The sequence below is a fragment of the Pseudomonas sp. TH15 genome (genome assembly GCF_016651105.1).
GTDB lineage: Bacteria > Pseudomonadota > Gammaproteobacteria > Pseudomonadales > Pseudomonadaceae > Aquipseudomonas.
The window spans coordinates 733492-747260 of record NZ_JAEKEL010000001.1 but is presented as its reverse complement, the minus strand read 5'-3'; the positions used below and the strand labels follow the sequence as shown (position 1 = coordinate 747260).

13 protein-coding genes are annotated in these 13769 nt (G+C 60.1%); 6 read left to right on the top strand and 7 right to left on the bottom strand.

The genetic code is table 11. From position 1 onward, the window contains the following. Positions 1–33 precede the first annotated feature (33 nt). From JFT87_RS03470 to JFT87_RS03460, 3 genes are all read left to right on the top strand, one after another. Entirely contained in the window at positions 34–1944 is a 1911-nt protein-coding gene (locus JFT87_RS03470) for an ATP-binding cassette domain-containing protein (protein ID WP_201198808.1), read from the top strand. Then, a complete protein-coding gene (locus tag JFT87_RS03465) occupies positions 1944–2525 on the top strand; it encodes a mechanosensitive ion channel family protein (protein WP_201198803.1) in 582 nt (193 codons plus the stop codon). Before JFT87_RS03470 ends, JFT87_RS03465 begins: the two co-directional genes overlap by 1 nt. Positions 2526–2762: 237 nt before the next feature. After that, entirely contained in the window at positions 2763–3395 is a 633-nt protein-coding gene (locus JFT87_RS03460) for a LysE family transporter (RefSeq protein WP_201198802.1), read from the top strand. A gap of 213 nt (positions 3396–3608) precedes the next feature. Here the strand turns inward: JFT87_RS03460 and JFT87_RS03455 are convergent, their stop codons facing one another. The 5 genes from JFT87_RS03455 to JFT87_RS03435 all read right to left on the bottom strand — a co-directional run bounded on the left by JFT87_RS03455 (position 3609) and on the right by JFT87_RS03435 (position 8356). Continuing rightward, entirely contained in the window at positions 3609–4352 is a 744-nt protein-coding gene (locus JFT87_RS03455) for a penicillin-binding protein activator LpoB (protein ID WP_201198801.1), read from the bottom strand. Between the two features lie 3 nt (positions 4353–4355). Next, the gene (gene lpoB, locus JFT87_RS03450) at positions 4356–4943 is read right to left on the bottom strand and encodes a penicillin-binding protein activator LpoB (protein ID WP_201198800.1); all 588 of its coding nucleotides are present in this window, start codon (positions 4941–4943) and stop codon (positions 4356–4358) included. Between the two features lie 35 nt (positions 4944–4978). Continuing rightward, positions 4979–5353, bottom strand: a complete 375-nt coding sequence (locus JFT87_RS03445; RefSeq protein ID WP_011336502.1) for a YcfL family protein — start codon at positions 5351–5353, stop codon at positions 4979–4981. A 15-nt stretch (positions 5354–5368) separates the two neighbouring features. Next, positions 5369–6763 carry a COG3014 family protein gene (locus tag JFT87_RS03440; protein ID WP_201198799.1) on the bottom strand — a complete coding sequence of 465 codons (1395 nt, stop codon included), beginning with the start codon at positions 6761–6763 and terminating at the stop codon, positions 5369–5371. Between the two features lie 204 nt (positions 6764–6967). Then, positions 6968–8356, bottom strand: a complete 1389-nt coding sequence (locus JFT87_RS03435; RefSeq protein ID WP_201198798.1) for a COG3014 family protein — start codon at positions 8354–8356, stop codon at positions 6968–6970. A 207-nt stretch (positions 8357–8563) separates the two neighbouring features. On the opposite strand from JFT87_RS03435, the gene JFT87_RS03430 reads away from it, so the two are divergent. Together JFT87_RS03430 and JFT87_RS03425 are read left to right on the top strand one after the other, a co-directional pair. Further along, the gene (locus JFT87_RS03430; RefSeq protein WP_201198797.1) at positions 8564–10462 is read left to right on the top strand and encodes an FTR1 family protein; all 1899 of its coding nucleotides are present in this window, start codon (positions 8564–8566) and stop codon (positions 10460–10462) included. Between the two features lie 107 nt (positions 10463–10569). Then, complete coding sequence (locus tag JFT87_RS03425; protein ID WP_201198795.1) at positions 10570–11025, top strand: YaiI/YqxD family protein; 456 nt, start codon at positions 10570–10572, stop codon at positions 11023–11025. 27 nt (positions 11026–11052) lie between these two features. Here JFT87_RS03425 and elbB read toward each other — a convergent pair whose 3' ends face one another. Beyond that, positions 11053–11721, bottom strand: a complete 669-nt coding sequence (gene elbB / locus JFT87_RS03420; protein WP_201198794.1) for an isoprenoid biosynthesis glyoxalase ElbB — start codon at positions 11719–11721, stop codon at positions 11053–11055. A gap of 115 nt (positions 11722–11836) precedes the next feature. Between elbB and JFT87_RS03415 the strand changes: the two genes are divergently transcribed. Continuing rightward, positions 11837–13072, top strand: coding sequence for a sterol desaturase family protein (locus JFT87_RS03415; RefSeq protein ID WP_201198793.1), 1236 nt, complete (start codon positions 11837–11839; stop codon positions 13070–13072). Here the strand turns inward: JFT87_RS03415 and JFT87_RS03410 are convergent. Beyond that, positions 13053–13676 carry a DedA family protein gene (locus tag JFT87_RS03410; protein WP_201198792.1) on the bottom strand — a complete coding sequence of 208 codons (624 nt, stop codon included), beginning with the start codon at positions 13674–13676 and terminating at the stop codon, positions 13053–13055. The genes JFT87_RS03415 and JFT87_RS03410 overlap by 20 nt on opposite strands. Between the last annotated feature and the right edge of the window lie 93 nt (positions 13677–13769).

Sequence of the window (13769 nt, the reverse complement as noted above, 5' to 3'; positions counted from 1 at the left end):
TTGCGAGCGAAGCTGGTAGACTCCGCCGCCATTATGATTCGACTTCAGAACCTGACTTTACAGCGTGGCCCGCAACGTCTGCTAGAAGACGCCGAGCTGACCCTGCACGCCGGCCACAAAGCCGGCCTCATCGGTGCCAATGGCGCCGGCAAATCGAGCCTGTTCGCCTTGCTTTTGGGTGACCTGCACCCGGATTCGGGTGACTGCTTGCTGCCGGGCGACTGGCGCATCGCCCACATGCGCCAGGAGATCGACACCCTCGATCGCATCGCAGTCGACTACGTGCTCGATGGCGACCTGCGCCTGCGTGAGGTGCAACGCGACCTCGCCGCCGCCGAAGCGGCCCATGACGGTGCCGCTCAGGCGCGCCTGCACGCCGAACTCGACAGCGCCGACGGTTACACCGCCGACGCCCGGGCGCGCAAGCTACTGGCCGGTTTGGGCTTCACCAACGATCAGATGGATCGTCAGGTCGCAGATTTCTCCGGTGGCTGGCGGATGCGTCTGAACCTGGCGCAGGCGTTGATGTGCCCTTCGGACCTGTTGCTGCTCGATGAACCGACCAACCACTTGGACCTCGACGCCATCATCTGGCTCGAAGAGTGGCTTAAAAGCTATCCTGGCACGTTGATGCTGATTTCCCACGACCGGGACTTCCTCGACGCCGTGGTCGATCACGTGGCCCACGTCGATCAGCGCAAGATCACGCTCTATCGCGGCGGCTACAGCGCCTTCGAACGTGCCCGTGCCGAACGTCTGGCCCAGCAACAGCAGGCCTACGAGAAGCAGCAGGCGCAACGTGCGCACATGGAAAGCTACATCGCCCGCTTCAAGGCCCAGGCCACCAAGGCCCGTCAGGCCCAGAGCCGGATCAAGGCGCTGGAGCGGATGGAAGAGCTGTCCGCTGCTCACGTCGATTCTCCGTTCGACTTCGTTTTCCGCGAATCGCACAAAATCTCCAGCCCGTTGATTGATATCTCCGATGCTCGCCTGGGTTATGGCGAGCGAGCCGTGCTGGAGAAGGTCAAGCTGCAACTGACCCCCGGCGCGCGCATCGGTTTGCTCGGCCCCAACGGTGCCGGTAAATCGACCCTGATCAAAAACCTCGCCGGTGAACTCGAGCCGTTGTCCGGGCGCCTGACCCGTGGCGAGAACACCGTGGTCGGCTACTTCGCCCAGCATCAGTTGGACTCGCTCGACTCCAAGGCCAGCCCACTGCTACACATGCAGCGCCTGGCACCGACGGAGCGTGAGCAGACCTTGCGCGACTTCCTCGGCGGTTTCGACTTCCGCGGTGCGCGTATCGATGAGCCGGTGCTGAATTTTTCCGGCGGCGAGAAGGCCCGTCTGGCGCTGGCGTTGATCGCCTGGGGCCGGCCGAACCTGTTGCTGCTCGACGAACCGACCAACCACCTGGACCTGGAAATGCGCCTGGCGCTGACCATGGCGTTGCAGGAATTCAGTGGTGCGGTACTGGTGGTCTCCCACGATCGTCATTTGCTCAAAAGCACCACCGACAATTTCTATCTGGTGGCGGACGGCAAGGTTGAAGAGTTCGACGGCGACCTGGAGGACTACACCCGCTGGCTGGTGGAGTATCGCCAGCGCAATGCCCCGGTCAGCAACACGCCGGTGAACCCGGACAAAACCGACAAGAAGGCTCAGCGTCAGGCTGCCGCTGCGTTGCGTCAGCAACTGGCGCCACATAAGCGTGAAGCCGACAAGCTCGAAGCCGAGTTGGGCAAGCTGCACGAGAAACTGGCGAAGATCGATGCCAGCCTCGGCGACAGCGATATCTACGAACCGGCGCGCAAGAACGAGTTGCGTGATCTGCTGGCCGAACAGGCCAAGCTGAAGGTGCGTGAAGCGCAACTGGAAGAATCCTGGATGGAAGCCCTGGAACTGCTGGAAAGCATGCAGGCGGAGTTGGAGGCGCTGTCCTGATGGACGCCTTCAAACTGCCGTTGCCGGCGATGTGGGTCGAGCCGATTTTGCTCGGCGTGCAAATCCTGCTGATCCTGCTGGCCGGGTATTTTGCTCAGCGCTTCGTCGCCAAATGCCTGACTCGCCTGGGCGAACGTTATCCGTTTCCGCCACAACTGCTGATGCCGCTGCGTGGTGGACTGCGCTGGCTGATCATGGGCAGCGCGTTGATTTTCGTGCTGGAACGTCTCGGTGTTTCGGCCACGGTACTCTGGACCGCGTTGTCCGGGTTCGTGGCGGTGGCTGCGGTGGCGTTCTTCGCCATGTGGAGCGTGCTCTCCAATCTGCTGTGCGCGATCCTGATCTTCACTGTCGGCCCGTTCCGCATCGGTGATGTGGTCGAGTTGGTGGACACCCTCGACAAGCCCGGCGTCAAAGGCCGGGTGGTGGCGATCAATTTGCTGTTTACCACGTTGATCGAGGCTGAAGAGGCCGGGACTGGCAGTGCGATGGTGCAGGTGCCTAACAGCCTGTTCTTCCAGCGCTCGGTTCGCCGCTGGCGCGGGTCGGATGTTTTCCCTTCCAGCGGCTTCGAAAAGTAAGCCTTCTGTTGCCTGATACACCGCTATCGCGAGCAAGCCCGCTTCCACATTGGATCTTCAGTAGACATCACATGAGTGAACAACACTGATCTACTGTGGGGGCGGGCTTGCTCGCGAAGTGGCCCTAAAGCCATAAACGCTGGTCGGCAGTCACCCTGTCCGACAAAAAATCGGTAGTCATTGCGCCAAAGCCGCATTAGCTTAGAGGTCTGTCACGAGTCTGAGTCGAGGTGTGCGATGGTGCTTCAAACATGGCTGGCGTTTTTTGCTGCCTGCTGGGTGATCAGTCTGTCTCCTGGTGCCGGCGCGATTGCGTCGATGTCCAGCGGCCTGCGCTACGGTTTCTGGCGCGGCTACTGGAACGCCCTGGGCCTGCAACTGGGCCTGGCATTGCAAATTGCGATTGTGGCGGCTGGTGTCGGTGCGATCCTCGCGGCTTCGGCCACGGCTTTCTATGCGATCAAATGGTTTGGCGTGGCCTATCTGGTCTACCTCGCGGTCAAGCAATGGCGTGCGTTGCCCAGCGACATGAGCGATGACGCGTCTGTACGGCAGATCGGCAAACCGCTGGCGCTGGTGTTCCGTGGTTTCCTGGTGAACATCAGCAACCCCAAGGCGTTGGTGTTCATGCTGGCGGTGCTGCCGCAATTCATCGACCCGCATGCACCGTTGGTGGCTCAGTACCTGATCCTTGGTGCGACGATGATCTGTGTCGACCTGATCGTCATGGCCGGCTACACCGGGCTGGCGTCCAAAGTGCTGCGACTGTTGCGCACGCCCAAACAGCAGAAACGCATGAACCGCACGTTTGCCGGGCTGTTCATCGGTGCGGCGGCGTTTATGGCAACCCTGCGCAAAGCGGTGATGTAAAACCCTGGATACAAGAGCGACCTCTTGTGGCGAGCGAGCGAGCTTGCTCGCGCTGGGCTGCGAAGCGGCCCCCGGATTTTGCGAGCGCTGCGCACTCGGGCGGGAGCAAGCTCCCTCGCCACATTAGGTTTCAGTACGGCAATATTGCGTTGATGGGCTTAAGAACAAGCATAAAAAAGGCGACCCTTCAGGTCGCCTTTTTCGTTCCAGAGATCAGCGCAAAATCACCGGCGCCGTATCCTGTGGCAGGTTGTTACGCTGCGGGGCTTGTCCCGGCTTCTCGTAACCACCGCCGCCAAGCTGTTGGCTCAGTTGCCCGGCCACGTCTTCGCCCAATGCCTTGGACACGTCACGCACCACCCGCGGGCGGTTCAGCGAAATCTTGATGTCCCGGCCATTCACCAGTTTGGTGTCCTGGCCTTCGCCCATCGCCGTGAAGGCCGACGTGATTTCGAAAGTCTTGGTGTTGATCAGGCTGAAATCCGCCACCAGGGTCAACGCCAGCACCGCTGAATAGCTGTCGGTGTTCGCCAGCTCGTTCGTGTCTTGGGTGAAGTCGATGTCCGACACCGTGCCGAACAGCACGTAATCCGCGCCCTTGAAGTTACCGGCCTTGATCCGCTTGATCACGTCATACACATCGCTTTTGGCGTTGGCTGTGTAGGGCGTGCCCTGAATCAGCTGGAACATCCCGGTCTTGAGGATCTGACCTTTGATGTCGCCGCTGAAACGCCGGATTTCGGTCTGCTCCAGATAGCTGTTCTTTGTCGTGTACTCGTCGTAACTGGACGAGCCGCTGGCGCCGTAATAGTCCTGTTGCTGATCGTCGCGGGCCGAGATGACGTGAACGTATTGATCGACGCTGGCCTCGTAGGCCAGGTCGGCCACGGCGATTTTCGGCGCCGCCTGTACGCCAGCGGCGCACACCAAAGCGATGATGCCTATCCATGTCCGCATGACTTAGCGCTCCGTGGTTTTGCGGATTTCTTTCTCGTCCATCCACTCGGCCAGCCCGCTTTCGACATCAACCAATTGCAGACTGAATTTGTAGAAGACGTCCTTGTAGTCGTTGCTGCGCTTGATAATCGAGCTGATCGAGCCTTCGAGGCGGTAGCGGGCGGCGATCATGTTGCCGGTTTTGGCCACCGTACTTTTTTTGTACAGACCGCTTTGGTTTTGCAGTTTGAGATGGTCGACCTGGCTTTGCATGTTGGTGTTGTCGCTGGCAAAGCGAGCGGTGCCGGTACGCATCAATTGGGTCTTGATGGACGTGGTGATCTCGCGCGTGTCGATGTACTCGCTGGTCTTGTTCATCACGTCGTATACCTGAACCACCGGGCGACCCTTGAGAACACCGGACTGCGCGAGGGAGCGGGTCATGCTTTCAGCGATCATTTGCAGGTCGGTCGAACCGAATTCGTTGGTCACCAGTTCCACGGCTTTCGGGTCGCCATAGCTGATGTTCTTGCTGCCCAGGGTCGGCGAAGTATTGGCGCAACCGGAGGCCAGCAGGGCGATGACAGCGATGCAGGAAAAGCGTGCAAACATGGCAATGTTCTCTAAATCAGGAATAGGGGGCGGGCTTAGGGCGTCTTGAGTTCCAGACGGAAGTCCACGGCTTTCGGCGTCGGGGCGATGCCCTGGATGAAGCTGGTCTGTGCGCCGTACATCATCTGGCTTTTCCAGACTTCTTCTTCGGCGATCGGGAAGCCTTCCGGGCCGAGCCAGGCGAAGCGGTAGTAGAACGTCTTGTTGCTGTTGAGGGTGTTGCTCAACTGCACGTTGACGGTCATGAAACCGTTTTCGCGAGCGACGCGCATGGCGCCGACGACGATGTGCTTTTGCGGGCCCATGGCCACGACTTTGCTCGCGGCGCTGCCCGGCTCAGGTGGTGGCGGGGTGGCGCAGCCGCTCGCCAGCAAGGCGAGGGCAGCGACGGCGATGAGTTTGAAGCGCATGCAAAGACTCCGTTCTTAAGGTTGTTTGAGGCTGGCGACGTTGGTCGCGCCGGCGCTCGGGACTACGTGTGCGGCGAGGCCGCCGGCGAATACCTGATTGCCCACTGCGCGCAGGCTGATCACCTGATAACGCTGATCGACGGTGACCTTGACCACCGAACCGCCCACGGCGCTCGGCAGGGTAACCTGATGCTCGCCCTTTTTCAGGCGCAGACGCACCACTTGGGTGTAGTCCGGCAGGGTACGCCACGTGCGGGTATCGGCACCTTCGAGCACAGCTGAAGAGATACCGACGGCCAAGCCAGCCAGTGGGTTGGTTTCGTTGATCTTCTTCTGCGCGACACCTTTGGTAATCGCGCGCACGGTGGTGCGTACGATGATCCCCGGCATGTCATCACGCAGGGCGCGACGCGACATCGCGGTGGTGCTGTTGAGGGCCGTCAGATCCACTTGCTGACCGTCGACACCAATTTGCGCAAACGTTGCGGTGGAAGTGTCCGGTTTGATGATCGGGAACGACAGCGGGGTGATCACCAGGTTGTTGGAGATTGGCAGTGGCAGTGGCACGCGGATCGAATCACGGGCCGGTGCCAGGCCGCTTTGCACCACGATCAGGATGTCGCTGTCGTCGGATTTGACCGGCTTGTCGAGGTTGACCAGCGCCTGTTCCAGCAGCGGCGTGTTCGGGCGCAGTTCGGCCGCTTTGCGGTAACCCGGCGCCGCCAGGTCTTTTTCACCCAGGGCTTCGTAGACGAAACCGGCCAGGTAATGGCTGAAGGCACTCTGGTAGCTGTTCTTCAGGCCGACCACTTCCGGCGCGTCGAGGCTGGCGACCGGGTAGCCTTGCAGATCCTTGTACTGAGTCTTGATGCCTTCTTTCTCGGCCTCTTCTTCGCTCTTGAGGTATTCCTTGTCACGCAGGTCGGCGATCACGGCTTCACGCTCGTGAGTCTTTTTGATCGCAGTGCGCGCGCCGTCGAAGTCGTTGACCGCCAGCAGGTTCAGGGCCATCTGCGTGGTCAGCATGACTTTTTCGTAGTCGTAGCCTTCGTAGCGACGCACCTTGTCGTTGACGATGAAGCTGCCGAACTGAGCGAGGTATTTACCGGTGTCGAGCTTGACCGAATCTTCCCACTGACCGACCACCTGATCGGCGCTGGTCCAGGCACTCTGGCTACCCGACAGGTCGCCCTTGGCACGCAGCAATTCACCTTTCTCGAAGTAATAGAGCAGGTCTTTGTCCGGGCCGCTGTTGTTCTTTTCCAGCAGGGTCAGGGCGGCGTCGACGTGGCCGCTGGCCAGTTGCTGGTTGGTCTGGGCCAGTTCGGAGTCGTAGTTGCGAAAAGCGGAACAACCGGACAGCAGAGTGACAGCGCTGAGCGCGATCAAGGTGGGAGCGCGGAATGCCATGGGGGTACTTCTTCCCTGGAGTAAATACAGCCGCGGATGCTGGTCGGGCTGGTATGACCCATCGACAGTGGCGCTGGCCTCCTGCCAATTCCTCATATCCTGAGGAGCTTTAATGCCGTTTCGCAATAGCGAGGGCGCGGCATTATAAGCGGGAGGTGATGGCTATGTAATAGCTTTTTAATTGCACTGGTTAGTTAGATGCCATTACGGCGGCGGAGGTGTTTCGGGGAACAGCCATGACGATCCTATGTAACGGTTCTGCCCCATGAATACCCGCAGGCTGAACACCTGATGGCTCTGGTCGACGCGCACGGTGAACCCGTCCTCTGCATGGTGGTAGGGAAAACGCACGCGGTGCAGGCCTTTTTTCAGGCGCAGCCGTGCGACCAGGGTTTTGTCCGGCAGGGTGCGCCAGGTGCGCGTGTCAGCCTCTTCGAACGGGTCGTGCTCGGTGACTACCAGTGAAGCCTTGGAGGGATCGCGTTGGTTCTTTTCAGCCTGGCCGATTGCCGCCATGTTGGCGCGAAACATGGCACGCGAAATGATCGCCGGCATGTCATCACGCAAGGTGCGCATGGCCATGTCGGTGACGCTGTTGATCATCGTGAGTTTGTGTTGTTTGCCGTCGACGACGATATCCGTCAGGGCGGGCGTAAGGGTATCGGGCACCATCACCGGAAACGAGATCGGCGCGACAATCGTCAGATTTTCGTTGAGTCGCACCGGGATTGGCACTTGCACCGAACTGCGTGCCGGGGCGAAACCGCTTTGCACCACGACCAGGATCTCGCTTTCATCGTCGGCCGGCCCGGGCTTGTCCAGATTACGCAAAGCGCTTTCGAGGAAGGGCACGCCCGGACGCAACTCGATCGCCTGACGATAACCCGGCGCCGCGAGCGTGCGTTCACCCAAGGCTTCATAAGTAAATCCAGCCAGATAATGGCTGAACGCGCTCTGGTAACCGTTTTTCAGTTCGATGACCTGCGGGGCGTCGAGGACGGCGACCGGATAGCCTTGCAGGTCTTTGTAATGCAGCTTGATCCCTTCTTGTTTCGCTTGCTCTTCAGCTTCTTCGTATTGCCGCTCGCGCTGGCGGGCAATCAGGGTTTCGCGCTCGTGGGTTTTCTTGATGTCGGCGCGGGCATTGTCGAAATCGTTGTCCGCCAGTTGGTTGAGGGCCATCTCGGTGGTCAGCATGACTTTTTCGTAGTCATAGCCGTCGTAGCGCAGCAACTTGTCGTTGACCAGCATCGTGCCCATTTCGTTGCCGAAGCGGGTCAGCAGCTTCATGGGGGCGGAGTGCACGGCGTCTTCGCGCTGGATAATCATCTGGTCAGCCCTGCGCCACGCTTCCTGGCTTTTTGGCAGGGCAGTGCCGGCGCTGAGAATCGCACCTCGCTCCAGGTAATACAGCAGATCCTTGTCTTCCCAGGGGTTGTTCAGTTCTAACAGGTAGAGCGCTTCGTTGAGATTACCCTTCGCCATCTGGTCGATGGTCTCCTGCATCTCCTGATCGTAATTACGGTAGGCGGCGCATCCGCTCAGTTGCACGGCGGCGCTGAACAGCAGGAAAAACGGCAAGCAATGGCGCATGGAGGCAGGTTCTTCCGTGAACGGCAATGGCTGGGAGGTGACGCATTATAGGGTTGGTTTGAGGTCCGGAGTTGTCGTCGAGTGCACGGCTGAACTTCCCGCCAACGACCACGAAAGTGCGCTGAAACATAAACGCCGACAAAGCTTGAGTGAAAGTCATTGGAAGTGAACAATGTATTACTTCGTATTTCCCCTTGAGATTCATTCATGACTGCCTCCTCCCGTTTTCTGGCGTGGCTAGTGCTGCCGGTTATTGCGTTTTGCAGCCTCAATGCGCAGGCCGAAACTGCCGAAGGCGCGCCAAAGGCCCTGCATTTGCTCGATTACATTGGCGCTGACTACCCGATGGCGGTCGAAGCGGGCAAGGTTATCGATGAGTCTGAATACCTCGAGCAGCAGGAATTTCTGGGTGTGCTGCAAGGTTTGATCTCCGAGTTACCGGCCAAGCCCGAGCGCGCTGAATTGGAGCAAGGCGTCAACAACCTGCGCACCGCGATCGCTGCACGCATGGACGGCACCGACGTTGCACGTCAGGCTCGCCAACTCGGCGCGAAACTGGCGGTGGCGTATGAGGTCAGCCAGGCCCCGGTGATTACTCCGGACCCGACTCGCGGCGCGCCGCTGTATGCGCAGCAATGCTCGGTGTGCCACGGCGACACGGATGTCGGTGACGGCCCGGCAGGCGTTGGCATGACGCCGCCACCCGCCAATCTGCGCGATGCGGCGCGACTCGATCGCCTCAGCCTCTACGCCATATACAGCACCCTGGGTCAGGGCGTCGAAGGCACCGACATGCCGTCGTTCGCCGATCAACTGGACGACCGTCAGCGCTGGGACCTGGCAACCTACATCGCCGGCTTCAGTGCCGACCCGACCGCAGCCAAATCCGAAAAGACCTACAACATCGCCGACCTGGCCCGCCAGACACCGGCCGAAGTGCTGGCCGCCGAAGGCCCGCAAGCCTTGGCAACCTTCCGCGCACAACGGGCGCAACCGCCGCAGGTTAAGCGTGGCCCGGCACAGTTGCTCGACTACACCGCGGCAACTCTGGACAAGAGCATTGCCGCTTACCGTGCCGGCGAACACGATCAGGCCTACGACCTGTCGGTGGCGGCGTACCTGGAAGGCTTCGAACTGGTCGAAAGCTCTCTCGATAACGTCGACGCCAACGTGCGTAAAGACACTGAAAAATCGCTGATGGCTTACCGTCAGTCGTTGCAGGACGGCTTGCCGGTGGCTCAGGTCGAACAGCGTCTGGATGCGGCCAAGGCCAAGTTAAAGGAATCGGCCGGCCTGCTCGGCAGCGATGGCTTGAGCTGGTCGCTGAGCTACATCTCTGGCCTGTTGATTTTGCTGCGCGAAGGCCTGGAAGCGATTCTGGTGCTCGCGGCGATCCTCGCGTTCCTGCGCAACACCGGCCAGCAATCGGCGGTGCGTAGCGTCAACGTCGGTTGGGGGCTGGCGCTGTTGGCGGGCCTGGGGACCTGGGCGCTGGCGGCGTACGTGATTGATGTCAGCGGCGCCCAGCGTGAGCTGCTGGAAGGCTGCACGGCGCTGTTCGCCAGCGTCATGGTGTTGTGGCTCGGCGTGTGGATGCACGACCGTCGCCACGCGGCAGCCTGGCAGGATTACATCAAGAGCAGCCTGGTGGGCGGCGGCGGACGTTTCGGTTTTGCGATCCTGGCGTTCTTCTCGGTGTATCGCGAACTGTTTGAAGTGATCCTGTTCTACGAAACCCTGTGGTTGCAGGCCGGCCCTGCCGGGCATAACGCGGTGCTCGCGGGCGGCGCGACGGCGTTGGTGCTGTTGGTCGGTCTGGCTTGGGTGATCCTGCGCGGCTCGGCAAAACTGCCACTGGCGCTATTCTTCGGCATCAACGCCGGGTTGTTGTGCGCGTTGTCGGTGGTGTTTGCCGGTCATGGCGTGAAGGCGTTGCAGGAAGCCGGGATCTTCGGCACCCGGCCCGTTCCGTTCTTTGACTTCGACTGGCTGGGTATTCACGCTGATGCGTATTCGCTGAGTGCGCAGGCGGTGGCGATCATTGCGATCATCGTGCTGTATAGCCGCAGTCGCATGGCAGAGAAGCGGCGGGTGCCGGTTTCTTAACAGCATTCGCTGTGCTCACATTCGCGGGCAAGCCTCGCTCCTACGGGTTTACATTAACCTTGTAGGAGCGAGGCTTGCCCGCGAAGCTTTTAGAAGAGGAAAACACAATGCGTGTCTGGATCGATGCCGACGCCTGCCCACGGGCAGCCAAGGATCTGGTGGTGAAGTTCGCCCTCAAGCGCCAGTTCGAAGTAGTGATGGTGGCCGGTCAGCCGCAGATCAAACCGGGTCTGGCACTGGTGAAGCTGATCGTGGTGCCCAGCGGCCCGGACGCGGCCGACGATTACCTGGTGGAACACGCAGTGCCCGGCGAGCTGGTGATTTGCAGCGATGTGCCGCTGGCTGACCGCTTGGTGAAGAAGGGCGTTTCAGCGCTGGACCCACGCGGCAAAGAGTTCGATGCGCAGAACATGGGGGACAGGCTGGCGGTGCGTAATTTGTTCACTGATCTGCGTGAGCAAGGCCAGATGAAGGGCGGCCCCGCGCCGTTTGGCGAACGGGAGAAACAGGCGTTCGCCAATTCGCTGGACCGGATCCTCACTCGGCTAACCCGCAAGCCTTAAGCCAGACCGCTCCCACATTAGTCCGCGTTACACATCATTTTCGTGGGTGAGTTCTAGAACCCGGTCGACCAACTTGTTAATCCCCGAAGCCGCTTCACTGATCGACTGCGCCAGCATATACGCCGGGGTACTCACCAACTTGCGCGCCTTGTCCTCAACAATGTCTCCGACCGCACAGTCCGCATGAGTGGCGCCCATCTTGTTCATCGCCGCTGCCGTTTCGGCATTGTTGCCGATGGTGCAGGTTACGCCCGGGCCATAGATCTTCGCCGCCAGCGCTGGCGAGATGCAGATCAACCCCACCGGTTTACTTGCTTCGGCAAAAGCTTCGGCCAATGCCAGGACTTCTGGCTGAACCGTGCATCCGGCGCCTTCGACCGCGAAGTTGGAGAGGTTCTTCGCCGCCCCGAAGCCGCCCGGCACGATTAGCGCATCGAAGTCTTCGACGCTGGCCTCGCGGATGTCCTTGATGTTGCCCCGGGCAATGCGCGCCGATTCCACCAGCACATTGCGCGACTCGGGCATTTCTTCGCCGGTCAGGTGGTTGATCACATGCAACTGGGCGATGTTCGGTGCAAAACACTGCACCTGGGCACCGCGCTGGTCCAGGCGCAGCAAGGTAATCACGCTTTCTTGGATCTCGGCGCCGTCGTACACGCCACAGCCGGAAAGGATCACTGCAATTTTTTTGCTCATGGGCTTTTCTCCAGATTCATGGCGTTAAATGTCCACTAATTTGTCGCTCGTTGCCATAGGGTTAAATCGCGGCGAGGCCTAGGATCAGTCATCACCATTGCGATCAGGTCGCGTCATGAATTTCATTCTGTATGCGGTGCCGTTTTTCTTTGTGCTGATAGCCATCGAACTGCTGGCCGACCGTTGGCGCGGAGTGAGCAATTACCGCGTGGCTGACGCGATCAACAGCATGAGCACTGGCGTGTTGTCGACCACCACCGGCCTGCTGACCAAGGGGATGGGGCTGCTGACGTATGCATTTGCGCTCGAGCATCTGGCACTGTTCAGACTCTCGGGCGACAGTGCCTGGGTCTGGGTGTTTGCCTTCGTCCTCTACGACTTCTGCTATTACTGGCTGCACCGCATGGGCCACGAGCGGAACATCCTCTGGGCGGCGCATTCGGTGCATCACCAGAGCGAGGACTACAACCTCTCCACGGCCCTGCGCCAGACCAGCACCGGTTTTCTGCTGGGCTGGATCTTCTATCTGCCCATGGCCGTGTTCGGCGTGCCGTTGCTGGTGTTCGTCAGCGTCGCGGCGCTGAACCTGCTGTATCAATTCTGGGTTCACACCAAGCACATTCCCAAGCTCGGCTGGTTCGAGTGGTTCTTCGTCACGCCGTCCAATCATCGGGCCCACCATGCACAGAACGCTCTCTACATGGATCGCAACTACGGCGGGGTGTTCATTATTTGGGACCGTCTGTTCGGCTCGTTTCAGGAAGAAGACGACAACGAGCCGGTGATTTTCGGCGTGACCACACCACTGGCGAGCTGGAATCCGCTGTGGGCCAACCTGCAGTTCTATGCGCAATTGTGGGATGACGCCCGGCGGGCGCAGAGCAAGTGGGACAAGTTGCGAATCTGGTTTATGCGCACCGGTTGGCGGCCGGCGGACGTAGCGGCCAAGTACCCGATGAACAAACCCGACCTGAGCCAGTTCCGCAAATTCGACGTGCCGCTGGACGGCCGGCAGCAGCTGTATGTGGCGTTGCAGTTCTGCGTCTACATCGCCTTGGGCAGCTATTTGATGAAACTGGAGCAGAGTCTGCCGACCGCAGCCATGGTGCTCGGCTGGAGTGCGGTGGTGCTGGGTTTGTTTACGTTGGGCGTGGCCCTGGAGAATCGCCCGTGGGCGTGGAAGTTGGAGCTGCTGCGGCTGGCGTCGAACGTGCCGCTGGTGTGGCTGGCGCCGCTGGTCGGGCTGTGGCCGGCCAGCGCGCAAGGCTGGGTCGGCCTGATCAGTTACAGCCTGCTCAGTGGAATCGGTCTCTACTGCTGTAGAAACCGTTTCACTCGACTGGCGTCTTAGCCTCGGCGGTCTTGGCCAGTTCAGCCTGCTCGTCGGCGTAGATCTTCTTCGCCAGGCGAGCATTTTTGAACCGCCGGCGTAGCCACAGGGCCAGGCCCAACACCAGCAGCGCGCCGAGTACCCACAGCTCGTACTTCTTGACGCTGCCGAGCATGCTTTCGAGCACCGCACCGAAATGGTAGGCCGCCGCCGCCAGGGCGCTGGCCCAGATCGCGGCGCCAATCCCGTTGAGCAGCAGATAGCGTCCCGGTGGATAGCCGGAGAGGCCGATCGCCACCGGCATCACCGTGCGCAAACCATAGACAAAGCGGAAGCTCAGGACCCAGATGTCCGGGTGCTTGCGGATATGTTCCAGCGCCCGGTCACCCATCATTTGCCAGCGCGGTTTGCGCGCCAGTAATTTGCGGCCGTGCTTGCGCCCCAGGAAGTACCACAGCTGATCACCGGCATAACTGCCGAAGAACGCCACGACGACAACCAGATTGATGTCCATGTATCCGCGAAACGCGAGGAAGCCCGCGAGCACCAGGATGGTTTCGCCTTCGAAGAACGTGCCGAGAAAAAGGGCAAAGTAGCCGAAGTCATGCAGAAATTGTTGGAGCATTGTCTGGGTGCTAGCGAAATGAACGCGCAGCCTAACCCTTCAGACACATTCAGGAAAGTGTCCAAATGTGTCTCGACGTGAACAATTCCTACA